Source organism: Crystallibacter permensis (assembly GCF_025960875.1).
Lineage (GTDB): Bacteria > Actinomycetota > Actinomycetes > Actinomycetales > Micrococcaceae > Crystallibacter > Crystallibacter permensis.
In genome coordinates this window covers 1-22,180 of the sequence record NZ_JAODLR010000026.1, presented here as the reverse complement: position 1 = coordinate 22,180, position 22,180 = coordinate 1, and the positions used below count along the sequence as shown (strand labels likewise).

Below are 22,180 nucleotides of genomic sequence, written 5' to 3'. Positions count from 1 at the left end.
TAAGTATACTTACTTCTTCTGGATGGCCAGGGCTGCGCTGCTCCCCGATCCCCCAATCCCCCAATCGAGGAGGGGAATGCGCCGCCATCGTGGGTTCGCAGGAGGTACTTCAATGGACTGGGCTTCAATTCTTGAACCGTCCCTTCCCGTGGCCGAATTGGTTGTGCGGGGCAGCTTGCTGTTTCTGGGGCTGACCTTCGTCCTCCGGCTGACGGGGCAACGGGAGTCAGGCGCGTTGGCGCTAACGGACCTCCTGGTCGTTGTCCTGCTCGCGGAAGCCGTCTCCCACGCGTTCGCCCCCGATTCCACATCCGTCACGGACGGTATGATCCTGGTGGTGACGATCTTGGCCTGGAGCGTTGTTCTCGATGCAGTAGCCTATAAGTTTCCATCGGTCAGAAAGATCCTCAAGCCGAGCAAGAGACCACTGATCGAGAACGGGCAGTTGAACAAGCACCTCATGAGGAGGGAGTTTATGGGCCGTGAAGAAATCGAGGCCCAACTGCGCCTGCAAGGCATTGAAAATCTGGATCAAGTGAAATACGCCTTTATGGAACCAAATGGAATGATCAGCGCATTCCGGAAGGACGGCGGCGAGGCCGACCCTACTCCACAGCCGCCAGCCAGCTAACCTGTCAACGTCGCGTTGGGGTTAGTCATAAATTCAGGACGGTCCGGGCGATCAGGAAGTACATCACCAAGCCGGTAGCGTCGCAGAACGTGGAAATGAACGGATTGGAAAAAACGGCCGGATCGACGCGGATGGACTTGCCGATCAGGGGCATAGCCCCGCCGACTGTCGCTGCCATAGTGCACACGCTCAGCAATGTCAGCCCGATGACAAGCCCCACCCCTGCGCCGTAGAAGATTGAGGCCAGGGCAAAGCCCAGTCCACCGAGCATGAGGCCCAGGGCCGCTCCTACCCGTACTTCCCGCAGGAGAACTTTTCCCATGTCCCGGATCCGCACATCGCCGAGCGCCAAAGCACGGGTCACGGTCGTGGCGGCCTGGTTTCCGGTGTTTCCGCCCGTACCTGTAAGCAGCGGTATGAACAGGGCCAGGACCACCATCTGCTCCAGCGTTGCCTCGAAGATTTCCAGGACCTGGACCGTCAGGATCGCCGATACGGCCAGCATCAGCAGCCACACGACTCTGGATCGCACCAGGCGCATCACCGGGGTCGCGAGATAGGGCCTGCGCAGCGGCTCGCTGCCGCCAGCACGTGCCGTATCTTCCGACTCCGCGTCTTCCAGGATGCGCAACGCGTCGGCAACCGTCAGATTCCCGACAAGTCGACCTGCCTCGTCAACGACGGGCACAGCCAGAAGTTTCAAGTCCGCGCAACGCCTGGCCGCTTCCTCAGCCGGGATGTCCACGCGTACAGACTCGGGCGTCCGCATGATGTCGGCGATATGGGTCTCCGGGTCGGTGGCGATCACATCGGGCAGGGTCACCACGCCGATGAGCCGGCCGGCTGCATCGGCCACCGGCAGGATACAGAGTGCGTCGACCTTGTCTGTGGACGCCCTGACCAGTCCCAGCGCCTGGGCAGCCGTCAGTTCCGGATGCAGGGACAGCGGGTCCGAACTCATCCAGTGTCCTATGGTCCCTCTGGAGTAGCGCAGCAGTGCGGAGGTGGTTTCCTGCTGGGCGGGCGGGAGTCCGGCGAGTAATCGCTCAGCGGTCCGGGCGGGCGTGATGTCGAGGAGGCGCGCGCGGTCCTCAGGCCGAAGCGTGGCGAAGATCGCTGCCGCCTTGGAGGCCTCCAGCCGGAGGATCAGTTCGCGCTGCAGCTCCGGATCCAGCCGCTCGAACACCAGAGGCGCTGCCTCTTTGCTCAGCAACAGGAAGACCGTCACCCGCCGTTTGGCATTCAGCCGTTCGAGCAGCTGGACGGCCTCAACCGGGCCCAGCCCGGAGAGGATGTTGGCCACTCGGCGCTGATCTGCCTCCCGGACACCGCGTTCGACCTCGACTGTCGTTGTCTCCAGATCCACTGCGTGCACTCCTTCCGTCGGAGCATTCCGGCGCTTCGGCGCTCCGGCATGCTTCGTCCACTCCTATTAACTCAGATCAATCATCCGAGACTTTCTCGATCACGGTTCTGCCGCAGAGGCTGTCGCCAGCACGGCCCTTGCCCTCCCACTGATGACGGCCTACAGTCTGGACATGGACAAGTCTGCCGAAAGTGGCCCGGGCAAGACCCGAAAAATAGACACAGGCGAGGTACCAGAGAAACAGCTGCACCGGTGGAAGGGCGAAGGCGGTGCCTTGCCTCCCGAACCAGAGACAGACTCGGATCCGGAAGCCGGGTCCGGGTCCGAATCACGCCCGGAGACGGACGACGCCTGAGGCGAACTACCCGCTGGGCGGTACGGACGGCTTGATCCCGGAAGGGACATGCAGGAGCGAAGATCTACGGCAGAATGGTCAAAGCGGACGAGGACGCGCTCGCAGCCCTTCTTGCTTCCGCTGCCCTCGCCTGGGTGGCAGCGCTGCTGGTGTCCGCCCTGAGCTCGCCGTTCATTGTCGCCATGGCGGAAGAACGCGGCACCGGCGGTTTGAGCGGGCTGGGACCGTTCGTCATTGCCTCCGGGCTGGCAGGAATCCTTGGTCGCGGTCTCGAATACCGCCATGTGCGTCCTGCTCCTGGTAACAGGCGGAATCAGCAGCGTTCCTCGCGCAACTCGGCACGGGCGCGGCACTGCTGTTCCTGGCCGCACTGGGGTCGGCCAGAGTTGTGGCGGCCCGTTTCCTCCCCGAGGTCAGCCAGGAAAGCACGGTGAGTAGGCCAGGCCGGCCCAGGTTTCATACCTGTACGTGGTCGGCTTGCCGCTGGCGTGCATATTGGGCCAGACCAGCGTCGAGTTGCCGGGTCAGCATGATCGAGTCCTCGGCGAGGCTCGAAATCAATAGCGTCTTCGCGTCCAGCTGCATCAAGGCTGTATCCGGGATTCCGTCCGGCAGAGACTGGATGACGTTGGTCTGCTCCTCTGTTTCCGCATCCACGATCAGCAACGATCCCAACGCCCTGCGGCCACCTGTAACGGCGGAGCTGTCCCAGCCGGTCATGCCGTCGCCGACCGCGAGTTCCTGGTCGTAGATGGCAACGCCGTCGTAGGAGACGCGCAGGCGTTGGCGGACCGCTCCCGGGCTCTCGCCGTGACGGCCGAGCACGAGTTCCTCGCGTGTGAACAGCCGGGCGCCGTCGTCCATGTCAATACGGGTGTGCGCCTCATGGCGGCAGCGCTCCGCCAGGATCTGCCTTCCCGGCAGCCAGACGAGCGTCCCTCCTGAGGCGACTTTGATATTGATCTCGCTTCTGGATTCCAGACCATGCGGCCCGGGCAGCACCAAGGTGGCGGCAACGGCGCGGACAATCAAGACCGCACCCTCCCTGACCTCAATATCGAGCCGGAAGTGGTCTCCGCCCAGCGGACCGGCAGCGCCGGCAACCAGGCTGACGCCGGCACTGTGATCCGGGTTCAGCCGCCAATGGCGCAGCGCCGCCGGCGGTTGTTGGCGGGTAGGTCGCAGAATCAAGGGCGCCTGGGACCGCATGCGCAGGATGCGCGCGGACTGTCTTCCCGTCGTGCCGGATGGGTTGTCCGCGATAAGACGCGCGTGGGCCAGCATTAGAACAGGAAGTATCTCTGTGCCATGGGCAGTTCGGTGGCCGGTTCGTGCTCGATCAGTTCTCCGTCGATTTTGACGCCGTAGGTATTCGGGTCGACTTCGATGTGCGGCATCGCGGTGTTTTCGGGCATGTCTGCCTTGCCGCGGCCGCGGACGTTGCCGACCGGGACGAGCGGGCGGTTGATCGAGAGCCGGTCTGCCAGTCCGTCTTCGATCGCCGCGGGAGCGACGAACGCCACCGAGGTGGAAGCGGCAGCGCGGGAGAAAGCGCTGAAGCCGAGGCGTTCCATGACCGGTTGTGGCGTGGGCACCGACGCGTTGGGGTCTCCCAGTGCTGCCACGGCGGCGACTCCGCCCTTGAACACGGCTGTGGGCCGGATGCCGAACAGTGCCGGCTGCCAGAGCACCATGTCTGCCAGTTTGCCCGGTTCGATGGACCCGATTTCGTGTTCGAGTCCGTGCGCGACGGCGGGGCAGATCGTGTATTTCGCGACGTATCGGCGGGCGCGGTGGTTATCGGCCCGGTCATCGCCGGCGAGGGAGCCGCGCAGGCGCTTCATCCGGTGCGCAGTCTGCCAGGTCCGCATCACGACTTCGCCGATGCGGCCCATCGCCTGCGCGTCCGAGGACATGATCGAGAGCGCCCCCATGTCCTGCAGCACATCCTCGGCCGCGATCGTTCCTTCACGCACCCGGCTCTCGGCGAATGCGAGGTCATTGGGGACCTGCGGATTCAGGTGGTGCGCGACCATGACCATGTCCAGGTGCTCGTCAATGGTGTTGCGGGTGAAGGGCCGCGTCGGGTTGGTCGAGGCCGGCAGCACGTAGGATTCGCTGGCGATCCTGATGATGTCCGGGGCGTGCCCGCCGCCGGCACCTTCGGTATGGAAAGCATGGAACGTGCGCCCGTTGACCGCCGTGAGAAGGTCCTCGACGAAACCGGATTCGTTCAGGGTGTCGCTGTGGATGGCGATCTGGACCCCGGAGTCATCGGCGACCCGCAGGGCGGCGTCGATGACTGCCGGCGTGGCACCCCAGTCCTCGTGGACCTTGAAGCCGCCGGCCCCGCCGCGAAGTTGCTCCCACATGGCCTCGTGCGACGTCGTGTTGCCCCGGCCCAGGAAGAGCACGTTCAGCGGCCAGGGCTCCAGGCCCTCGAGCATCCGCTCGATCCACCACGAGCCCGGCGTCGCCAGGGTCGCCTTCGACCCCTCGGTGGGGCCGGTGCCGCCGCCGACCACCGTGGTCGTGCCCGTTTGCAGGGCCATGGCCAGCATGTCCGGGCCGACGAGATGGACGTGCGTGTCCACGGTCCCGGCGGTCAGGATCAGGCCGTTGCCGGACATCACTTCCGTGGACGGGCCGATGACCAGGTCCGGGTGGATCCCGTCCATGGTGTCGGGATTGCCTGCCTTGCCCAGCGCCACGATCCGGCCGTCGCGGACACCGACATCGGCCTTGATGATGCCCCAGTGGTCCAGGACCACCGCCCCGGTGATGACCAGGTCCGGGGTGCCCTCGGCCCGGGTCGCCGATGACTGGCCCATGGACTCGCGGATCGATTTGCCGCCGCCGAACACCGCCTCATCGCCGCCCCGGCACCGGTCCTCCTCGACCTCGATAAGGATGTTGGTATCGGCCAGGCGGATACGGTCCCCCGTCGTCGGACCGAACGAGGCAACGTACTCCGAACGCCGGATCTCACCCATCGAGGTTCCCCTTGCACAGACCCCGGAGGCCAAGGACGATCCTGGCCCCCCGGATCGGGATCAGTTCCACTTCTTCCGCGGCGCCCGGTTCGAAACGCATGGAGCCGCCGGAGAGCACGTTCAGCCGCTTGCCCCACGCCGCATCACGATCGAACTCCAGCCCGGAGTTCACCTCGGCGAAATGGTAGTGGGACCCGACCTGGACGGGCCGGTCAGCGGTGTTCTCGACCCGCAGGACCGTTACTTCGGCGCCCGCGTTGATCTCCACCGGTTCATCGCCGTACAGGACTTCGCCCGGGACGATGGGCTCGTAGGCCACCACTTTCCGGCTGTTTTGCCGGGTGGGCGACTGCCGTTCGCTGGTTCCCGGACGCCGCGGCTGGCTCGTCCCCGAGGATCCGGAAGAAGGATGACGCGTCTTATGGTTATAAATGACGTTGCTGTCGTAGCCAGGGTTGTCACTGGGATGGCTGTAATTATCATCGGTGTCCCGGTTGGCCAGGGCCGGGTTGCTGAAAGGGTTCTCGGTGATCCTCACTGGATCGGTCCCGTGACCGTGATGAGTTTTGTCCCGTCCGGGAAGGTGGCCTCGACCTGGACCTGGGCCAGCATCTCCGGGACGCCTTCCATCACCTCGTCCCGGCTGAGGACTTCACGGCCCGATTCCATCAGATCGGCAACCGTGTCCCCGTTCCTGGCACCCTCAAGCAAATAGGAGGTGATGATCGCGGTGGCTTCGGGCAGGTTGAGCTTCAGCCCACGGCCCTTCCGCTCCATCGCGAGTTTAGCGGCCGTGTAGGTCATCAGGCGTTCAACTTCAAAGGTGCTCAACAACATTGGCGGACTCCAAGCATTCTCAAGAGACGTGCTTACTGGCAACGCGAACGCAGTACAACTTGAGTGTAGCCACGGGGTTTAGGCCCGGCAATGGCCGCGGCTGTTATGGACGGTCAGTCCGGCAGAGAGTAGCGGGCCTCGACTTTGCCCAGCTTCCAATACGCGGCCGCGGACAGCCAGGCCGCCGCGAACAGCCCGCAGATCATGAAACCGAAATTCTCCAGATCCACCGAAGCCACCCAGGCAAGTGGGCCGCCGCGCACCGGCATCTTCTCCGCCGCCAGCCCCAACAGGCCCACCCCGCCGACCAGGAAAGCCACGATCACGGACATGCCGGTAACCATCAGGTTGTAGTACACCTTCCGCACCGGACGCGCGTACGCCCACTGATACGCCCGGTGCATGAAAATGCCATCGAGCGTGTCGAACAACGTCATGCCCGCCGTGAACAGGACCGGCAGCACAAGAACCACATACCACGGCGCGGCCAGCGCGGCACTGCCGCCAATGACGAACAAACCGATCGTCGTCGCCGTGTCGAACCCCAGCCCGAACAGCACTCCGATCGGATACATTTTCCACGGCCGATCGATCTGACGGGCCAGCGGCCCCAGAATGCGAGTGATGAGGCCGCGGTTCTGCAACAGTTCCTCCATCTGCGCCTCGTTGTATTCGCCGCTCCGTAATTGGCGGAAAACGCGGGCGATCCCGATGAACGAATACAGGTTCAGCGACCCGATCAGCAGCAGGAACAGCCCGGAAACGATAACGCCCCAGAGCCCGGTAACGGAAGCGAGCACTGATTCGTCGTCGGAAATCTGGTCGGCCAGCAGATTCAGTCCCGCGGCCAGCAGTGCGACGGCAACGATCACAACACTCGAATGGCCCAACGCGAACCAGAATCCCACCGACACCGGCCGGCGGCCCTCCCCCACCAGCTTGCGTGTGGTGTTGTCCACGGCCGCAATATGGTCCGCGTCGAACGCGTGGCGCGCTCCGAGAATGAAAGCAGTAAAGGCCAGCCCGAGCCCAAAGGGCGCCTGGTCGGCAAGTTCATACTGCCCGGGTAATACGACTGCGAAGAACATGCCCCACCCGGCGACCAGCAGAAACGCAATCACCACGGCCATGCCCAAGATACTGCGCCGGTTTCCTGCCGCCTGTCTCTGGAGGTCACGTTTCACGACTGTCCTGCCACTCTCGCCGCATGACGGCTTCGCCTATGGAACATCAATGGAACACGTCCGCCCAGAATGCAGAGGTCCCGTCTGCGCTGTCAATAGGCAGGCCGTTCCCTCTACACAGAAACTCCCCAGACTCTTTGTCTAGGATGTGGGGCTGGAGGACTGCGCATCCTGTTGAAAGGACTGCGTGGTGGAGAGTCAACGAAAGCAGGCACACCCCATGGCAGGATTCAGCAAGTTCGGCAAGATCGCCCAGGAACTCGCGCGAAACCCGAAGGTCAGGCAGGCACTGCAGAACCCCAAGACGAAGCAGACCGGCGCCAAACTGGTTGAGCGCGCTGCCAATGCCGCGGACAAAGCGACCAAGGGCAAGCACACCGACAAGATCCAACGCGCCCGCAATGAAGCCAGGAAGCGGCTCATCGGAGGGGACAACAACGGCAATCCCGGGCTCGGCGACAATAAGCCCTCAGCGTAGTCAGGCGTCGGCATAGCATATCCACAGGGACCTATTTGAGCTTGCCTTCGCCATAATAAGCATGCTTGGCTTTAGTGGTACCCAAATTTGGAAGGCACGAACGAAAGCATGATTGACAGACCGAACGCAGTACCGTCGACCCTTACAGCGCCTTCACTTGCGCAGTTCCTTCCCGCGGACGCATCGCTGCTACACACGATGAGAAACAGGGTGCACTGCCGCAAGCCCATGCAGGTGGTCGACGCCGATCGTCCGTCCGTCTCGGAACCTCTGCTGGTCGGCGCGGAACCTTCGGGTGCCGCAGTCGGCTCCGGAGCAATAGCCGAGCCGTACCCGGTCACAACATACCGCTGCGATTGCGGCTTCACCCTCGAGGAGCCGGCATGAGCGAAAAAGACCGCCCCGATAACATCCGCGAAGAGCAGCAGACCCAAGCAGGCGGCGCAGTTCCCCCAGGCTTTGTCGGCGGCGGCGACCCGGCAGCCGATCACAAACCGGAGGATGCACTTGGCGAATCCACCGAGGAGCAGGACCTGCTGAAGCGAAACCAGCAGGACTGACATGCCGACCCCTGCAGCCCGTCGGAAGAATCTCGTCTCCGGGCTGCTCTTCGGGTTGGGCGTCATCGGGTTTCTGGACGAGGTGGTCTTCCACCAACTCCTGCACTGGCATCATTTCTACGACCGGGGCACAACGGCCGCCGGACTCGTTTCCGACGGCGTGTTCCATGCCTTCAGTTGGTTCGCCACGATCGCCGGATTGTTCCTGTTCGCCGATTTACGACGGCGGCACGAACTGCGCCGTCGTCTGTGGGCGGGTGCAGGGCTGCTCGGGGCTGGAGCCTTCCAGCTGTATGACGGCTTGGTCCAGCACAAACTGCTGGGCTTGCATCAGATCCGCTACGACGTGGATTTGTTTCCCTACGACATCGGTTGGAATGTCACCGCAGTCCTGGTGATGCTGGCCGGGGCGATCCTGCTGTTCCGCGGCTGGCAAGCCCGGGACCGCCTGGAGAACGATGCATGAGCACGGCGGCTTCCTGCTCGAAGCTGCGCTCTTCCTGCCGGCATTGGTCGCAGTCGCCGCGTATCTCTTCTCGGCTGCTTCCCCACGGATAGCCGGAGGCTGGCCGAAGCGCCGCTCGGCCTTCTTCATTCTCGGTGCGATCGCCGCGGCATCAACCTTCGTGGGCCCGTTCGCCGCGCTCAGCCATCGGGATTTCACCGCGAACGTCGGCGCCCATGTGCTGGCCGGGATGGTGGCTCCGTTGTTCCTTGTCTTGTCCCGGCCGGTCACCTTGGCGTTGCGCACACTGGAGGTGATTCCGGCCCGGCGGCTGTCGGCGCTGCTCAAGTGCAAGCCTGCACGGGTTCTGACCGATCCATCCGTTGCCGCGGTGCTGAACGTGGGCGGCATGTGGGTGATGTACCGGACGGACCTTTACCAAGGTATGCAGGATTCTGTCCTCATCCACTGGCTGGTCATGGGCCATGTGCTGGCTGCCGGCTACCTTTTTACCGCGGCAATGGTGGGACGGGATCCGGCTCCGCACCGGCCGTCGCATGCCTACCGGTGCGTTGTGCTGATCGCGAGCATTGCGGCACATAACGTTTTGGCCAAGAGCCTGTACGCCATCCCGCCAGCCGGAGTCCCTGCCGGCCAGGCAGAAACCGGAGGGCAACTGATGTACTACGCCGGCGGCGCGGTGGAACTGACGCTCATCATCTTGCTGTGGCACCAGTGGTACCGCACCGGCGCACGCAAGGTTCCCGCCGCCGTCGTACGCCGTCCCCGTACCGGACAGGCAGCATGACACCCGAGCCGCCGGAGCCGCCAGAGGATCGTTTTGTCGGCAGCAAGGATCTCACGCGGTGGAAGACCCCGGTGGGGCGGTTTTTCGCACGTGCGATGGAATGGGCCAGCCGCGCGCTCGGTCCACACACCGCGCTCGTCATCACGCTCGCGGCCGGCGCCATCCTCGCCACCGCCCTGACTGCTCTTTCGGCTGAAGTCTACGAAGCCGTTGTCGAGTCCGATGGCGTCGCCGTACTGGACCAACCGCTGCTCGACGCCGCCGAGACGATGCGTTCCCCGGAAGCTAACACGGCGGTCACGGCCTTCACCAATCTCGGCGGCGGCATAGGCATGACCGTGCTGGCAGCCCTGGCACTTCTTGTGCTGACGCTTCGGCGAAGGTCCTGGACACCCCTCATTCTCATGGTCGCTGCGGCCGGCGGTTCCCTGTTGATGACCATTGCCGGGAAGGAACTTATCGGGCGCACCCGGCCGCCGCTTTCCTCTGCGGTGGCGCCGTTCGAATATTCGCCGTCTTTTCCCAGCGGCCACTCGCTCAACTCCATCGTCATCGCCGGAATCGTCGCCTACCTGCTGGTCCTGAAGCAGCAATCGAAGCGCACGCGCACGCTGACCATCGCGGGTGCGGCGCTGTTCGCCGTCGCCATGGGCCTGAGCCGCGTCTTCCTGGGCCACCATTGGTTTACTGATGTCCTTGTCGCGTGGACGCTGGGCACTGCCTGGCTTGCCACCGTCATCACAATCCACCGCCTGTTCCTCACCGTTAGCTACCGCAGGGCCGGCAGCCCCCGGCGGGCGCAGGCAGGCCCGCCATGAGGCGAAATCCTTTCCGGCCTCCCGCCGTGTCGAGCAGGTGGCGGGCCGTGGTGGCGTGCGGAGCAGGACCAGCAGGGGTGGAACTGGTCCCGGCACGGGGGTACCTTGGAAGCATCAGCCCGCCTATGTGGGACGGGCGCGCCCGCTGGAGGACAGCAGCCATGACAACACCAGTATTTCCGCAAGAGAACGACCGCCTGCACAGCGAAGATGCGGTGGAGGGAGAGCTGGAGCAGATCCCGTACGTCTCCCACCCGCACTCGCAGGACGCCGCAGAGGGCCCCGATACTGACGACTAGAAGCCGCTGATCAGGGCCTAAGCCGAAAGGCCGTTCGTGGCGGCACCCGTGACAGGTCCCACAGTGAGTGGGAGCATGGGGAAGTATGGCACCGACGGAAACAAATCACAGGAATCCGAGCGGCAAGACATTCTTCGGCCAGCCGCGCATGCTGGCCAATCTGTTCAGCGTAGAACTCTGGGAGCGCTTCTCCTTCTATGGCATGCAGGTTGTCGTCCTGCTGTACATGTATTTCGAGGTATCGGAGGGCGGCCTCGGCATTGACGAGGGCGTTGCGGCCGGCATCATCGGTGCCTATGGCGGCTCCGTCTACCTCTCCAGCATCCTCGGCGCCTGGGTAGCGGACCGCCTGCTCGGCTCCGAACGTGTGCTGTTCTACAGCGCCGTGATGATCATGTTCGGCCACATTGCCCTCGCCCTGCTCCCGGGTGTCGCCGGGCTGGCCACCGGCTTGATTCTTGTCGGGGTGGGCAGCGGCGGCTTGAAGGCGAACGCCACCGCGCTGGTGGGGTCCCTCTACGACCGCGACGACGACCGGCGCGATGCCGGTTTCTCCATCTTCTATATGGGCGTGAACATCGGCGCGTTGTTCGGACCGCTGCTGACCGGCCTCACCCGCGAGACACTAGGCTTCCACTTCGCCTTTGGCCTGGCCGCGGTCGGCATGGCCGTCGGCCTGATCCAATACGGCCTGACGCGGAAGAACCTGCCCGAAGAGTCCCACATCGTCCCGGATCCGTTGCCGTCGAAGAAGAAGCCGCTGATCGCGATCTTGGCGGTTGCCGCCGTCGTCGTTATTGTTGTCGCCGTCATGAGCGGCCTGATCACTCCGGCAAACCTGGATACGGTGGTCGCCGGCGTTGCCATTGCCGCAGCCATCATGTATTTTGTCGTCATTCTCAGCAGCAAAGGCGTGGACCACACCGAACGACGGCGGGTGTACTCCTTTATTCCGATGTTCATCGCAAGCGCGGCGTTCTTTTCGCTTTTCCAGCAGCAGTTCACGGTGGTGACGCTGTACGCGGACCAGCGGCTCGACCGCAACATTTTCGGTTGGATCATGCCGATCGAATGGGTGCAGTCTTTCAACCCGATCTTCATCATCCTGCTTGCCCCGCTGTTCGCCGCCGCGTGGACCAGACTGGGCCACAAGCAGCCGGTGACGCCACTGAAATTCGCCATCGGACTGGCGGTCATGGGGCTGGCCATCCTGGCGTTTATCCCGCTGGCCGGCGGCGGTCCCAACAGCAGCCCGCTGCTGGCGATCGTCGGCATCCTGTTCCTGTTCACCGTGGCCGAGCTGATGATCTCGCCGGTCGGCCTGTCGCTGTCTACAAAACTGGCCCCGCGGATTTTCACCACGCAGATGGTCGCCCTGAACTACCTTTCGGTGTCACTGGGCACGGCGCTGTCCGGCGTGCTCGCGGGAATCTACGATCCGACCGACGAAATACCGTACTTCGGCACGATCGGCGTCGTTGCCATTGTGATGGCCGTGGCACTGTTCCTCGCCGTCAAGCCCATCAAGAGCCTCATGTCCGGAGTCCACTAACCGCAGACACGTACCCCCACCCGCATCGAACCCCGAACACGCACCCGAAACCCAGACCCGAACCCACGAGATTGGAGCACCCCATGGCAGAAGAAACCCTCGGCAGCCCGACGCCGGAATCCGGCGGCGACATCAATAGGGACCCGGAGGAATGGGTCACCGGCGACGAACCGATGACCGATGCCCAACGCAGCTACCTGGACACGCTCGCCCGCGAGGCCGGGGAGGAACTGCCCGCCAATCTGACCAAGGCCGAAGCATCGGAGCACATTGACCGGCTGCAGAAATCAAGCAGCCGGCTCTCGAAGGACCAGTAACCCAGCAACCGGAGCCCGCACAGCGGGTACCGCGATCAGGAGGACACCATGACGGCAACCGAGTCCGGCAATAATCCACGCGAACACAGCGAGATGCCGGCTGAAGGCGAACGCCCCCAGCGGCCCACCGACTCCGGGCAGCATCCGCAGGCGCCAGCCGAAGGCGCGGATGCCGAGCAAGGCCAGAAGCCGGACGAGCCGGACACGGAGTCAGCAAAAGACTGACGGACGGAAAAGACTGACGGACGGATTCCTGAGCGAACCCGGAAGAGTCTACATTCTTCTTAGTTTCCTGCTGCCGGGATTCTCTGCCCAGTACAAACCCGCTGCGACGAAGAGCAGGCCGACAACGGCCGCTCCGACGAAACTGGCGTAAGCGCCCCACAGCACCGCAGTGGCTCCGCAAAGCACCAGCAGCCAGCCGGCTACGAGGGTGCGGTGGGGAACGGCCGGAGTCGGGGCGAGGGACAGGGTTTGTACCAGGGCGGGATCATCCGCCCTGAGCTGCTGCTCAAGCAGGAACAGCTGCTGACGCTCGTAGTCAGAAAGCGTCATGGTCGTCTCCGACTTCTGCAAAGTCGAGACGTACGCATCGTTGCGTGTGGTACTTCATTGGCTTCTCTCCCATTAGAGGCCGATGACCAAGCTTTTGGTCGGAATAAGAGTACGAAAATTCGCTCCCTGGAGCAACGGGCACCGCCATGCGTCGAAGCCGCGTAACAAAACTCATTCCGGCCGGTCCCGCAAGAGCCCTTGGCAGGCTTGTCGGGCCTGCCTAGGCTGGGAGTGCAGGCCCAACCGCTGGCCGCTCAGCCGAAGGAAAGAAGGCAGAAAATGTCTGAAGAGAACCCGAATACCGAGGCCCCGAACAGCGCGTCGGAAGGGACCATTGGCAACCAGGACGACACGGAAGGCGGCGCCCGTCGGCTTGAGCAGGACGAGGACCGCGCGCACGGCGGAGATCCGGAGAAGGCGGAAGAGCTGGAAAAGAAAGCCTTCGGCGATACAGACAACGACGGCGACGGGGACGCCCCCTACGTGCAGTTCCCCGGCTAGCTGCAGCCGCCTGTCTCAGGACGTGACATCCAGAACGGACGCCGGGCCGATCTGCCGTCGTTGGTCGATCGGCCTGGCGGGACAGTCGTAGCGTTCGACCATCAGATCCTTCGTCCAGGCCCGAAGCCACATTGCTTCCACAACCGCATCGAGCAGATACACGCGGCTGATGCGCCCCGTGCCGCCGTAGATCAGATCAACCGCGGCGAAAGTTCCCGCCGTTCCCACTCCGATGCGTCGGGCTGTGGCCAGTCCTTCCGGTGATTTCCGGGCGCGCAGCTGGGCGTAGCCGGCGCCAACAATCAGGCCGCCCACGCATTTGACCAGCCAATCGTCCGCTTTTGGCCCTGACACCGCTTCGAAACTGCGGTAGTGAAGCAACGGCCAGAGCCCTGCCGCCATGTTGAACAAGCCGTGAGCCACCGCCAGCCGGGATCTCCTCATGATTCGCCTTCCACCGGTCAGTGAGAAGTGACGGCAGCGCCCTGCAGCGCTGCCATCACTTCCGAGCCGATCCGGTTGTTCTTCGATGGGACTAGGTGCGCCTGGCTGTTGTGCGGTTGCGGGTGAGCAAGACACCGAGGGCGATCATGGCGACGCCCAGGACGAAGTGCAGCCAGTTGTCCGCGGTATTGACCGGGACGAAGTTGGCGGCGGTATCGTGTCCGATGATCAGGCCGTACAACCACAGGACCAGGTAAACAGCCCCGCCCCAAATCAAGTAGTTGCGGGCACCGGAAACACTCTTCGCCATGGCGATCCCACCGATGCCGAAGAGCAGGTGGACGATGTTATGGAGGATGGAGACCTGGAAAACGCCTAGCAGCATGGACTCCGATTCATGCCCGGCGAAGGACATCTGGTCGTAATTAGTCGTGACGCCGGGAATGAACCCCAGGATACCGACCAAGAGGAATACTGCGCCGACGGCCATGGCGGCCTTCTGGACATTGGTTTTCTCGTTGCCGCGGGCTTCAACGCGGCCTGATGATGCGGTCATTGCGTCGTTCCAATCTGTCCTGTTGCAGTCCGGCGGACCGCGATGGTTGATTCAGGCGGAGCTAAGTCCACACCTAAATACTAAGGCAACTTAGTATTTAGGTGTGGAAACGACCATAACTTTCAGGGCACGGTTGGCAGGAGACCGATGCACGACGCCGGATGCAGCGTTTCAATCGGCTTTTTCACCAAGCGATGAAGAAACCCCGTGGACGGAGACATTCCGGACACGTTCGGCCGGTGCCTCCGTCCACGTTGAGGTCACGCGACCAATTGCCTTAGGACGTACTGCAGGATGCCGCCGTGCCGGTAGTAGTCGGCCTCACCCGGGGTATCGATGCGCAGGTCGGCGTCGAAATTCCTGGTCGTCCCGTCCTCGGCCGTGACGGTCACCCGGACGGTCCTCGGTGTCGAGCCGTTGTTCAGTTCCGTGACACCCTCGATGGCAAACGTCTCGGTGCCCGTCAGGCCCAGCGACTCGGCGGTCTCCCCCTTGGGGAACTGCAGAGGCAGCACGCCCATGCCGATCAGGTTGGAACGGTGGATACGCTCGAAGCTCTCGGCGATGACGGCTTTCACACCCAGCAGTGCGGTGCCTTTCGCCGCCCAGTCGCGTGAGGAACCGGAACCGTATTCCTTGCCGGCCAGGACCACCAGCGGCGTACCGGCCGCCTGATAGTTCATCGAGGCATCGTAAACGGAGGCCTGCGGCGCGCCGTCCTGACTGAAGTCCCGGGTGAAGCCGCCTTCGACGCCGTCCAGCAGTTGGTTCTTGATGCGTATGTTGGCGAACGTACCGCGGATCATCACCTCGTGGTTGCCGCGGCGGGAACCGTAGGAGTTGAAGTCCTTCCGCTGCACGCCGTGCTCAAGCAGATACTTACCCGCCGGAGTATCCGACTTGAAGGATCCCGCGGGAGAGATGTGGTCAGTGGTTACCGAATCGCCGAGCTTGAGCAGGACCCGCGCCCCGGCCACATCCTGCACCGGCTGGGGCTCGGCCTGCATGCCCTCGAAGTACGGTGGCTTGCGCACATAGGTGGACTGCTCGTCCCACGCGAAGGTCGCGCCCTCCGGCGTGGGCAGCGAGCGCCAGCGCTCGTCGCCGTCGAAAATCGTGCTGTAACTGGAGGTGAACATATCCTCATCGATCGAGGAATCGATAATGCGCTGGACCTCCAGCGGGTCCGGCCAGATGTCCTTCAGGAAAATGTCGTTGCCATCCTCGTCCTGGCCAAGCGGATCGTCCTCGAAGTCGAAGTCCATGGTGCCGGCCAGGGCGTAGGCGACCACCAGCGGCGGCGAGGCCAGGTAGTTCATCTTCACGTCCGGATTGATCCGGCCTTCAAAGTTGCGGTTTCCGGAGAGGACAGCGGACACGGCCAGGTCATTGTCGGCGATGGCCTGGGAGATCTCCTCTTCCAGCGGCCCGGAGTTGCCGATGCAGGTGGTGCAGCCGTAGCCCACCAGGTAGAAGCCCAGCTTCTCCAGGTACGGGGTCAGGCCGGATTTGTCGTAGTAGTCGGTGACCACCTTGGAGCCCGGCGCCACCGAGGTTTTGACCCAGGGCTTGGAGGCCAGCCCCTTCTGCACCGCATTCCGTGCCAGCACCGCGGCGGCAAGCATGACGGAGGGATTCGACGTGTTGGTGCAGGAAGTGATGGACGCGATGCTCACCGCGCCGTGGTCCAGTTCGAATCGGCGGCCGTCCGGCATCGACACCTCCACCGGATTGTGCGCGCAACCCGAATCCGGGTCAGTCCGGGTCACGGTCATATGCGGGGCGTTTTTGACCTTGCTGCCGGCTTCCGTGTACGTCGGCGGATCCGATGCCGGGAAGGATTCCTCCACGGCCTCGTCCACGGTGGCGCCTTCGGCTTCCACGCTCTGGTGGACATAGTTTTCCAGGTCCCGGTGGAACTGGGCCTTGGCGTTGGTCAGCGACACCCGGTCCTGCGGCCTCTTGGGGCCCGCGATGGACGGCACCACGGTGGAGAGGTCCAGCTCGAGGTACTCCGAGTACGTCACTTCCTTGGCCGGATCGTGCCACAGCCCCTGTTCCTTGGTGTAGGCCTCCACCAGCGCGACGTCGTCTTCGGAACGCCCGGTCAGGCGCAGGTACTCCAGCGTCACGTCGTCGATCGGGAACATCGCCACGGTCGAACCAAATTCCGGACTCATGTTGCCGATGGTGGCGCGGTTGGCCAGTGGCACGGCGGCCACGCCCTCGCCGTAGAACTCCACGAATTTCCCGACGACGCCGTGGTCACGGAGCATCTCGGTGATGGTCAGGACCACGTCCGTGGCAGTGGCACCGGCAGGAATCTCGCCGGTTAGCTTGAAGCCGACGACGCGCGGAATCAGCATGGAGACGGGTTGGCCCAGCATTGCTGCCTCAGCCTCGATGCCGCCAACGCCCCAGCCGAGCACGCCCAGGCCGTTGACCATAGTGGTGTGCGAGTCCGTGCCCACGCAGGTATCCGGGTAGGCGCGCAGCGTGGTCCCGTTACCGGTCTCCACCTCGCGCGTCATCACGGTGCGGGCCAGGTACTCCAGGTTGACCTGGTGGACAATGCCCATGCCCGGCGGCACTACCTTGAAGTCGTCGAAGGCTGTCTGGCCCCAGCGCAGGAACTGGTACCGCTCGCCGTTCCGCTCGTACTCAATCTCGATGTTGCGCTCCAAGGCACTGGAATTGCCAAACACGTCGATCTGGACCGAGTGGTCGATGACGAGCTCGGCCGGTGCCAGCGGATTGACCTTCGTGGGGTCGCCGCCGAGTTCTTCCAGCGCCTCCCGCATGGTCGCCAGGTCCACCACGCACGGCACACCGGTGAAGTCCTGCATGATCACGCGCGCCGGGGTGAACTGGATTTCCGTGCTGGGCTCCGCTTCGGCATCCCACTGGGCCAGCGCCCGGACGTGGTCCGCGGTGATATTGGCGCCGTCCTCGGTCCTGAGCAAGTTCTCCAGCAGGACCTTAAGGCTGAACGGCAGCCGGTCGGCGCCATCGACGGCATTCAGCCGGAAAATTTCATAGTCGGTTCCGGCTGCGTTCAGCGTACCTTTTGCACCGAAAGTATTCACAGAAGTCATTGCCTAAATTCCCTTCGACAGCGATGGGCAGACTTACAGCTAGGCTATGGCCCCTGCCCAGTTTTGTACACGGGGCGTTGACGGAAGGCGGCAACGGACTCGGCCAGCGGTTAAAAGGAAGCAGGGCGGGAAATTTCTTCCCGCCCTGCTTCTGGTCCTAGGACCTCAGATTACAAAATTATGCAACCTGGATGTTTACAGCCTGGGGGCCCTTGGGGCCCTGCTCAGTCTCAAAGCTGACCTTCTGGTTCTCGTCGAGAGAACGGTAGCCGCCCGAGTTGATAGCGGAGAAGTGAGCGAAAACGTCGGCACTGCCGTCTTCGGGCTCAATGAAGCCGAAGCCCTTTTCAGCGTTGAACCATTTCACGGTACCTGTAGCCATTTTTATTCATCCTTCTGAGATTGAAACTCATCCCGACTGTCGGGGAGTTTCAGTCGCGGCGTTCTTTTCCCGCTTCTACAGAAAGAGCGGCTGGCCCAGATGGGTTCGCCGCTCAGAATACAAAATGCGCAACACAACAACTTCCTCCACTGTACACGCGTTTGGGAGCAGTACTGACCACTCCTCCCCGGGCCCGGAAGAAAGGTGGGCCCGGAAGCGTTCCCGGCCCACCGACGTCGTATATACGGCCTTACGCCAAGTGCATGCCGCCGGTCACGCCAATGATCTCGCCGGAGACGTAGCGCGCATCGTTGGAGGCGAGGAAGACAAAGGCACCGGCAACTTCGGCCGGCTGGCCGGCGCGCCCCAAGGGTGTGCTGTCGCCGAAGGAAGCCAGCTTCTTCGGCGTTGTGGTCGCCGGTTGCAGCGGCGTCCAGATAGGACCTGGCGCAACGGCGTTCACCCGGATCCCCTTCTCCCCCAGCAGCTCGGCAAGACTGAAAGTCAGGTTGTTCAGCGCTGCCTTCGTGGCCGCGTAGTCCATCAAGCTTGTGGAGGGATGGTGCCCCTGAATGGACGTGGTGTTGATGATGACCGAGCCGGGCTTCAAATGCGGCAGCGCGGCCTGGATCATCCAAAACGTGCCGTAGACATTGGTTTCGAAAGTCCGGCGCAACTGGTCCGGGGTAATATCCTCGATGCCGTTGGGCTGGCCGAGGTGGTAGCCGGCGTTGTTGACCAGGATGTCCAGGCCACCCAGCTCGTCGATAGTCTCGGCCACGGCGGACTTCGCATAGTCCTCGTCGCGCACGTCGCCCGGGACGCCCAGCGCAGTGCGCCCTTCGGCCAGGATCAGGTCCAGGCAGTTCTGGCCGTCTTCTTCCTCTTCGCGGAGGTAGGAAATAGCGACGTCGGCGCCTTCCCGCGCGAACGCGAGGGCAACGGCGCGGCCGATGCCCGAGTCGCCGCCGGTGATCAGCGCCTTCTTGCCCTTCAACCGGTCATTGCCCTTGTAGCTGTCTTCGCCATGGTCGGGCCGCGGCTCCATCTCCTCGGTAAACCCCGGGTACTCCTGGGTCTCGGTGGACACATCCACGGCCGGCTCCCGCGGGTTTTCCTTGTCCAGCGTCTCCTGCGGCTCATTGCTCATGCGGTCCTCCTCGATGGGTACGCCTTCACGCTATAAGCCGACCCGCAGCCCAGCAAGGCTTACGACGGCGGGAGGCACCGCCGTCGTACTCTTTGGGGTCTTGACGTGGCTTTGTATGGTGGGGACATGGCTGCTAATCGACCCATTGGATTCTGGCTCAGACTGGTTGACGGACTGATCAACGAGCAGTTCGACGCGACCGTTGAGGAGCATGGCGTGACCCGCCGACAATGGCAGATCATGAATGTACTGGCGGAGGCCCCTGCCACGGCGGCGGAGCTGAACGAAGCGCTCAAGCCGTTCTTCAGCCAGACCGCCGAAGAGTCCTCGGCCGAGCATTTGGACGAACTGCTGGAAAGTAATTGGATCACCGACGACGACGGCAAATACTCGCTGACCGAGCTGGGACGCAACAGTCTGACGCTGCTGGGCGACGTGGTGGACCGGAACCGGAAACAGGTCACCGAAGGCGTCTCCGATCAGGAGTATGAGGCAACCCTTGACGTGCTGCAGCGGATGGCACGGAACTTGGGGTGGGAAGGCTAGGCTCCGGACAACTCCGGGGTAGTCAGGGCCGGGCGGCGCCGATAGGCTGGCAAGTGAGCAAACATTCCGCAGACTCTCGTCGAAGGATTGCTGATGGGCTTTGACCAATACCACGAGCCGCCAGAGGAACTCTCTGCCGAGACACGCACCTTTGCCCGGATGTGCGCCAACCTGACCGAGGAAGCCGAGGCCATCGGCTGGTACGAGCAGCGCATTTCCGTGGAGCCTGACGCCGCGGCCCGGAACATTATGAACAACTCCCTGACCGAGGAATACAAGCACTTCAGCATGGAGCTTGAGCATCTCTTCCGAGCCAAGCCCGTGTGGCGGGAGATTGCCCGCGGAGTCCTCTTCCAGGGTGGCGATATTGTCGCGAACGGCGAAGCCGCCGAAAAGGCCGGTTCCGAAGGGAGCGGTGCCAGCGCTGTGCAGCCGTCGACGGCGGCTGTGGATCCGTCCCTGGGAATCGGCAGCTTGAAGGAGTCACGACCATGACGATGAACCACCTCCTGCGCGAACATGCCCCGATTACCGACGGCGGTTGGCGGCTGCTCGATACCGAGGCCAAACAGCGACTGACCGTTGCCTTGGGCGCAAGGAAGCTTGTCGATTTCTTTGGGCCGCTCGGCTGGGACTATTCGGCCACCAACGTGGGCAGGACGGAGCCCCTGCCCGGCACCGATGAGAAGGGCATTGCTGCCCGCCGACGGCGGGTCCTGCCGTTGGTCGAAATGCGCGCGGAATTCAACGTCTCCCGCTCCGAACTGCTGGATAATGACCGCGGTGCAGTGGACGTGGATCTGAGCAGCCTCCACGAGGCTGCCCATCGAATAGCCAGTGCGGAGAACGTAGCGGTCTTCCACGGTTGGGAGCAGGCGGGTATCGAGGGGATTACCGAAGCCAGCCCGCACCCGCCGGTTCCCCGAGTGGAAGATTTCAACGACTATCCGAAGCGCATTGCCAAGGCTGTCGCGGTGCTGCTGAAAGCAGGCATCGGCGGTCCCTTCGGCCTCGCTCTTGGCCCCGGCCACTATACGGCTGTAGTTGAGACGGCCGAGCGCGGCGGATACCTGCTGGCCGAGCATCTTCGCCGGATCCTTGAAGGACCCATTGTGTGGGCACCCGGCGTCCGCGGTGCAGTGGTGATGAGCCTGCGCGGCGGCGACTTCCTGTTCGAGTCCGGGCAGGACCTCTCCGTGGGCTATGACCGTCACGATACCGATAACGTCCACCTCTATCTTGAGCAGTCCTTCAGCTTCAGGGTGGCGACGCCGGAAGCAGCCATCCATCTGAGGAGCGCCAACGACTAACCTCTTGCCTGCTTGTCAGGCTGCTTGGCGGTAGATGAAGTCGATGCGGCCCAGGGCCTGCTCGAAGACTGAGAACGGCTCCAGTGTCTCGTCCGCCTGCTCCGTCGCCGGTGGGGTGCCGGGTAGCGCTGGTGCGGTGGATTGGTAGGTGTGTCCGGTCGGCGTTGTCGTTTCGACGGTGTGCCGCGGTCCGGGGATCCTTTGGGCGTGCCAGCCTTCAGTTTCCTTCGCCAGGTTACAAGCTTCACATAGCCCTTGCCCGTTGAGTTCGCTGGTCGCCCCGGCGTCGCGCCAGGGCACGACGTGGTCGTGGTGGCGGATCGGTGCATCGCACCACGGTGTGCGGCAAAGCTGGTCCCTCGCCTGGATCATGCGCTGCATCCCGGCCGGCATCAACCGCGCCCGCGAATCCATGCCCAGCAACTGTCCGGTACCCGGCGCGGTGTAGAGCCGGCGCACCCACACTTCCACATCTTCCGTATCGCCGGAGGCTCTTCGCTCCGAGTTTGGCGGCCCGGTCGCCGTACCGGTGGTTCCACCTGTGTCTGGCGGGCCGGAACCGGCAGCGCCGTCCCCGTTGCCGGCATCCGCTGCGCCGGCGACGAATTCGTCTTTCCCGGCGGCGCCCTTTACCGGATTGCCGACCGCGGAGTGATCTGTGCTGCCGTTCCCGGCGTCGATGTTATCCGTGCCGACACAGTCACTGTCGGTCTCGGTCTCGATGCCGTTCGCGTTGTCGGTGTTGGTGTTGTCGGTGCGGAGGAGGTCGCGGGCCCATTGGGCGGGGACGATGCCGTACCCGGCCAGGTGGGCCGGTTCGGAGTCGCCCTGGAACAGGGTGCGGTCGGTCATGACCAGCTGGACTTCAATTTTCGCGGGATTCTCCGCGGGTTGGCCGGTGATGCGTTCGACGAGGATATCGGCCATCAGCTGGCCCCGGCCACGTTCATCGCCCTGCGCCTTCAACCGGTCGGCCTCCTTCGTCAGGGCCGCGAGGA

28 protein-coding genes are annotated in these 22,180 nt (G+C 63.5%); 15 read left to right on the top strand and 13 right to left on the bottom strand.

Going from position 1 to position 22,180, the window contains the following annotated elements; translation table 11 throughout:
* Positions 1-112: 112 nt before the first annotated feature.
* A complete protein-coding gene (locus tag B0G38_RS20430; protein WP_264671146.1) occupies positions 113-631 on the top strand; it encodes a DUF421 domain-containing protein in 519 nt (172 codons plus the stop codon).
* 25 nt (positions 632-656) lie between these two features.
* Here the strand turns inward: B0G38_RS20430 and mgtE are convergent, their stop codons facing one another.
* A complete protein-coding gene (gene mgtE, locus B0G38_RS20425; protein WP_264671145.1) occupies positions 657-1,997 on the bottom strand; it encodes a magnesium transporter in 1,341 nt (446 codons plus the stop codon).
* Positions 1,998-2,426: 429 nt separating this feature from the next.
* Between mgtE and B0G38_RS20420 the strand changes: the two genes are divergently transcribed.
* A complete protein-coding gene (locus B0G38_RS20420) occupies positions 2,427-2,786 on the top strand; it encodes a hypothetical protein (protein WP_264671144.1) in 360 nt (119 codons plus the stop codon).
* A 22-nt stretch (positions 2,787-2,808) separates the two neighbouring features.
* On the opposite strand, the gene B0G38_RS20415 is transcribed toward B0G38_RS20420, so the two are convergent.
* The 5 genes from B0G38_RS20415 to B0G38_RS20395 all read right to left on the bottom strand — a co-directional run bounded on the left by B0G38_RS20415 (position 2,809) and on the right by B0G38_RS20395 (position 7,312).
* Positions 2,809-3,543 carry an urease accessory protein UreD gene (locus tag B0G38_RS20415; RefSeq protein ID WP_264671143.1) on the bottom strand — a complete coding sequence of 245 codons (735 nt, stop codon included), beginning with the start codon at positions 3,541-3,543 and terminating at the stop codon, positions 2,809-2,811.
* 92 nt (positions 3,544-3,635) lie between these two features.
* Complete coding sequence (locus B0G38_RS20410; protein WP_264671142.1) at positions 3,636-5,345, bottom strand: urease subunit alpha; 1,710 nt, start codon at positions 5,343-5,345, stop codon at positions 3,636-3,638.
* The gene (locus B0G38_RS20405) at positions 5,338-5,883 is read right to left on the bottom strand and encodes an urease subunit beta (protein WP_264671141.1); all 546 of its coding nucleotides are present in this window, start codon (positions 5,881-5,883) and stop codon (positions 5,338-5,340) included. The genes B0G38_RS20410 and B0G38_RS20405 overlap by 8 nt, the downstream gene beginning before the upstream one ends.
* On the bottom strand, positions 5,880-6,182 hold the full coding sequence (locus B0G38_RS20400; protein ID WP_264671140.1) for an urease subunit gamma: 303 nt from the start codon (positions 6,180-6,182) through the stop codon (positions 5,880-5,882). The genes B0G38_RS20405 and B0G38_RS20400 overlap by 4 nt, the downstream gene beginning before the upstream one ends.
* Before the next feature lie 113 nt (positions 6,183-6,295).
* Complete coding sequence (locus tag B0G38_RS20395) at positions 6,296-7,312, bottom strand: HoxN/HupN/NixA family nickel/cobalt transporter (protein WP_264671139.1); 1,017 nt, start codon at positions 7,310-7,312, stop codon at positions 6,296-6,298.
* 274 nt (positions 7,313-7,586) lie between these two features.
* On the opposite strand from B0G38_RS20395, the gene B0G38_RS20390 reads away from it, so the two are divergent.
* The 9 genes from B0G38_RS20390 to B0G38_RS20350 all read left to right on the top strand — a co-directional run bounded on the left by B0G38_RS20390 (position 7,587) and on the right by B0G38_RS20350 (position 12,868).
* Positions 7,587-7,844 carry an antitoxin gene (locus B0G38_RS20390; protein ID WP_264671138.1) on the top strand — a complete coding sequence of 86 codons (258 nt, stop codon included), beginning with the start codon at positions 7,587-7,589 and terminating at the stop codon, positions 7,842-7,844.
* 383 nt (positions 7,845-8,227) lie between these two features.
* Positions 8,228-8,404 (top strand): hypothetical protein, encoded by a 177-nt coding sequence (locus tag B0G38_RS20385; protein ID WP_264671137.1) that lies wholly within the window; start codon positions 8,228-8,230, stop codon positions 8,402-8,404.
* 1 nt (position 8,405) lies between these two features.
* Positions 8,406-8,870 (top strand): DUF2243 domain-containing protein, encoded by a 465-nt coding sequence (locus B0G38_RS20380; protein WP_264671136.1) that lies wholly within the window; start codon positions 8,406-8,408, stop codon positions 8,868-8,870.
* Positions 8,863-9,657 (top strand): cytochrome c oxidase assembly protein, encoded by a 795-nt coding sequence (locus tag B0G38_RS20375; protein WP_264671135.1) that lies wholly within the window; start codon positions 8,863-8,865, stop codon positions 9,655-9,657. Before B0G38_RS20380 ends, B0G38_RS20375 begins: the two co-directional genes overlap by 8 nt.
* On the top strand, positions 9,654-10,475 hold the full coding sequence (locus B0G38_RS20370; RefSeq protein ID WP_264671134.1) for a phosphatase PAP2 family protein: 822 nt from the start codon (positions 9,654-9,656) through the stop codon (positions 10,473-10,475). Before B0G38_RS20375 ends, B0G38_RS20370 begins: the two co-directional genes overlap by 4 nt.
* A gap of 161 nt (positions 10,476-10,636) precedes the next feature.
* Positions 10,637-10,774: a hypothetical protein gene (locus B0G38_RS20365; RefSeq protein ID WP_264671133.1), complete on the top strand. Its 138-nt coding sequence runs from the start codon at positions 10,637-10,639 to the stop codon at positions 10,772-10,774.
* Between the two features lie 85 nt (positions 10,775-10,859).
* Positions 10,860-12,326: a peptide MFS transporter gene (locus tag B0G38_RS20360; protein WP_264671132.1), complete on the top strand. Its 1,467-nt coding sequence runs from the start codon at positions 10,860-10,862 to the stop codon at positions 12,324-12,326.
* A gap of 83 nt (positions 12,327-12,409) precedes the next feature.
* A complete protein-coding gene (locus B0G38_RS20355; protein ID WP_169991839.1) occupies positions 12,410-12,643 on the top strand; it encodes a DUF3072 domain-containing protein in 234 nt (77 codons plus the stop codon).
* A gap of 48 nt (positions 12,644-12,691) precedes the next feature.
* Complete coding sequence (locus B0G38_RS20350) at positions 12,692-12,868, top strand: hypothetical protein (RefSeq protein ID WP_264671131.1); 177 nt, start codon at positions 12,692-12,694, stop codon at positions 12,866-12,868.
* 48 nt (positions 12,869-12,916) lie between these two features.
* Here the strand turns inward: B0G38_RS20350 and B0G38_RS20345 are convergent, their stop codons facing one another.
* The gene (locus tag B0G38_RS20345) at positions 12,917-13,198 is read right to left on the bottom strand and encodes a DUF3040 domain-containing protein (RefSeq protein ID WP_264671130.1); all 282 of its coding nucleotides are present in this window, start codon (positions 13,196-13,198) and stop codon (positions 12,917-12,919) included.
* Between the two features lie 279 nt (positions 13,199-13,477).
* On the opposite strand from B0G38_RS20345, the gene B0G38_RS20340 reads away from it, so the two are divergent.
* Positions 13,478-13,699, top strand: coding sequence for a hypothetical protein (locus B0G38_RS20340; protein ID WP_169991844.1), 222 nt, complete (start codon positions 13,478-13,480; stop codon positions 13,697-13,699).
* Positions 13,700-13,714: 15 nt separating this feature from the next.
* Here the strand turns inward: B0G38_RS20340 and B0G38_RS20335 are convergent, their stop codons facing one another.
* The 5 genes from B0G38_RS20335 to B0G38_RS20315 all read right to left on the bottom strand — a co-directional run bounded on the left by B0G38_RS20335 (position 13,715) and on the right by B0G38_RS20315 (position 19,326).
* Entirely contained in the window at positions 13,715-14,143 is a 429-nt protein-coding gene (locus B0G38_RS20335; protein ID WP_264671129.1) for a hypothetical protein, read from the bottom strand.
* A 91-nt stretch (positions 14,144-14,234) separates the two neighbouring features.
* Entirely contained in the window at positions 14,235-14,699 is a 465-nt protein-coding gene (locus B0G38_RS20330; protein ID WP_264671128.1) for a DUF4383 domain-containing protein, read from the bottom strand.
* 260 nt (positions 14,700-14,959) lie between these two features.
* Positions 14,960-17,794 (bottom strand): aconitate hydratase, encoded by a 2,835-nt coding sequence (locus tag B0G38_RS20325; RefSeq protein WP_264671127.1) that lies wholly within the window; start codon positions 17,792-17,794, stop codon positions 14,960-14,962.
* 178 nt (positions 17,795-17,972) lie between these two features.
* Complete coding sequence (locus B0G38_RS20320; RefSeq protein ID WP_169991850.1) at positions 17,973-18,176, bottom strand: cold-shock protein; 204 nt, start codon at positions 18,174-18,176, stop codon at positions 17,973-17,975.
* A 250-nt stretch (positions 18,177-18,426) separates the two neighbouring features.
* A complete protein-coding gene (locus B0G38_RS20315; RefSeq protein ID WP_139006130.1) occupies positions 18,427-19,326 on the bottom strand; it encodes a glucose 1-dehydrogenase in 900 nt (299 codons plus the stop codon).
* Between the two features lie 126 nt (positions 19,327-19,452).
* Here B0G38_RS20315 and B0G38_RS20310 point away from each other — a divergent pair, with 126 nt between their 5' ends.
* From B0G38_RS20310 to B0G38_RS20300, 3 genes are all read left to right on the top strand, one after another.
* A complete protein-coding gene (locus B0G38_RS20310) occupies positions 19,453-19,872 on the top strand; it encodes a MarR family winged helix-turn-helix transcriptional regulator (protein ID WP_264671126.1) in 420 nt (139 codons plus the stop codon).
* A 93-nt stretch (positions 19,873-19,965) separates the two neighbouring features.
* The gene (locus B0G38_RS20305; RefSeq protein WP_264671125.1) at positions 19,966-20,367 is read left to right on the top strand and encodes a ferritin family protein; all 402 of its coding nucleotides are present in this window, start codon (positions 19,966-19,968) and stop codon (positions 20,365-20,367) included.
* Positions 20,364-21,182, top strand: coding sequence for a family 1 encapsulin nanocompartment shell protein (locus tag B0G38_RS20300; protein ID WP_264671124.1), 819 nt, complete (start codon positions 20,364-20,366; stop codon positions 21,180-21,182). Before B0G38_RS20305 ends, B0G38_RS20300 begins: the two co-directional genes overlap by 4 nt.
* Positions 21,183-21,197: 15 nt before the next feature.
* Here the strand turns inward: B0G38_RS20300 and B0G38_RS20295 are convergent.
* Positions 21,198-22,180, bottom strand: a 983-nt coding sequence (locus tag B0G38_RS20295; RefSeq protein WP_264671123.1) for an HNH endonuclease, incomplete at its 5' end; no start/stop codon positions are given.

What these genes read in the sequence shown, in the direction of transcription:
- B0G38_RS20430 (WP_264671146.1), top strand. Translation starts at nt 113, where the DNA reads ATGGACTGGGCTTCAATTCTTGAACCGTCCCTTCCCGTGGCCGAATTG.
- B0G38_RS20420 (WP_264671144.1), top strand. Translation starts at nt 2,427, where the DNA reads ATGGTCAAAGCGGACGAGGACGCGCTCGCAGCCCTTCTTGCTTCCGCT.
- B0G38_RS20410 (WP_264671142.1), bottom strand. Translation starts at nt 5,345, where the DNA reads ATGGGTGAGATCCGGCGTTCGGAGTACGTTGCCTCGTTCGGTCCGACG.
- B0G38_RS20400 (WP_264671140.1), bottom strand. Translation starts at nt 6,182, where the DNA reads ATGTTGTTGAGCACCTTTGAAGTTGAACGCCTGATGACCTACACGGCC.
- B0G38_RS20395 (WP_264671139.1), bottom strand. Translation starts at nt 7,312, where the DNA reads ATGGCCGTGGTGATTGCGTTTCTGCTGGTCGCCGGGTGGGGCATGTTC.
- B0G38_RS20390 (WP_264671138.1), top strand. Translation starts at nt 7,587, where the DNA reads ATGGCAGGATTCAGCAAGTTCGGCAAGATCGCCCAGGAACTCGCGCGA.
- B0G38_RS20385 (WP_264671137.1), top strand. Translation starts at nt 8,228, where the DNA reads ATGAGCGAAAAAGACCGCCCCGATAACATCCGCGAAGAGCAGCAGACC.
- B0G38_RS20380 (WP_264671136.1), top strand. Translation starts at nt 8,406, where the DNA reads ATGCCGACCCCTGCAGCCCGTCGGAAGAATCTCGTCTCCGGGCTGCTC.
- B0G38_RS20375 (WP_264671135.1), top strand. Translation starts at nt 8,863, where the DNA reads ATGCATGAGCACGGCGGCTTCCTGCTCGAAGCTGCGCTCTTCCTGCCG.
- B0G38_RS20370 (WP_264671134.1), top strand. Translation starts at nt 9,654, where the DNA reads ATGACACCCGAGCCGCCGGAGCCGCCAGAGGATCGTTTTGTCGGCAGC.
- B0G38_RS20365 (WP_264671133.1), top strand. Translation starts at nt 10,637, where the DNA reads ATGACAACACCAGTATTTCCGCAAGAGAACGACCGCCTGCACAGCGAA.
- B0G38_RS20360 (WP_264671132.1), top strand. Translation starts at nt 10,860, where the DNA reads ATGGCACCGACGGAAACAAATCACAGGAATCCGAGCGGCAAGACATTC.
- B0G38_RS20355 (WP_169991839.1), top strand. Translation starts at nt 12,410, where the DNA reads ATGGCAGAAGAAACCCTCGGCAGCCCGACGCCGGAATCCGGCGGCGAC.
- B0G38_RS20350 (WP_264671131.1), top strand. Translation starts at nt 12,692, where the DNA reads ATGACGGCAACCGAGTCCGGCAATAATCCACGCGAACACAGCGAGATG.
- B0G38_RS20345 (WP_264671130.1), bottom strand. Translation starts at nt 13,198, where the DNA reads ATGACGCTTTCTGACTACGAGCGTCAGCAGCTGTTCCTGCTTGAGCAG.
- B0G38_RS20340 (WP_169991844.1), top strand. Translation starts at nt 13,478, where the DNA reads ATGTCTGAAGAGAACCCGAATACCGAGGCCCCGAACAGCGCGTCGGAA.
- B0G38_RS20335 (WP_264671129.1), bottom strand. Translation starts at nt 14,143, where the DNA reads ATGAGGAGATCCCGGCTGGCGGTGGCTCACGGCTTGTTCAACATGGCG.
- B0G38_RS20330 (WP_264671128.1), bottom strand. Translation starts at nt 14,699, where the DNA reads ATGACCGCATCATCAGGCCGCGTTGAAGCCCGCGGCAACGAGAAAACC.
- B0G38_RS20325 (WP_264671127.1), bottom strand. Translation starts at nt 17,794, where the DNA reads ATGACTTCTGTGAATACTTTCGGTGCAAAAGGTACGCTGAACGCAGCC.
- B0G38_RS20320 (WP_169991850.1), bottom strand. Translation starts at nt 18,176, where the DNA reads ATGGCTACAGGTACCGTGAAATGGTTCAACGCTGAAAAGGGCTTCGGC.
- B0G38_RS20315 (WP_139006130.1), bottom strand. Translation starts at nt 19,326, where the DNA reads ATGAGCAATGAGCCGCAGGAGACGCTGGACAAGGAAAACCCGCGGGAG.
- B0G38_RS20310 (WP_264671126.1), top strand. Translation starts at nt 19,453, where the DNA reads ATGGCTGCTAATCGACCCATTGGATTCTGGCTCAGACTGGTTGACGGA.
- B0G38_RS20305 (WP_264671125.1), top strand. Translation starts at nt 19,966, where the DNA reads ATGGGCTTTGACCAATACCACGAGCCGCCAGAGGAACTCTCTGCCGAG.
- B0G38_RS20300 (WP_264671124.1), top strand. Translation starts at nt 20,364, where the DNA reads ATGACGATGAACCACCTCCTGCGCGAACATGCCCCGATTACCGACGGC.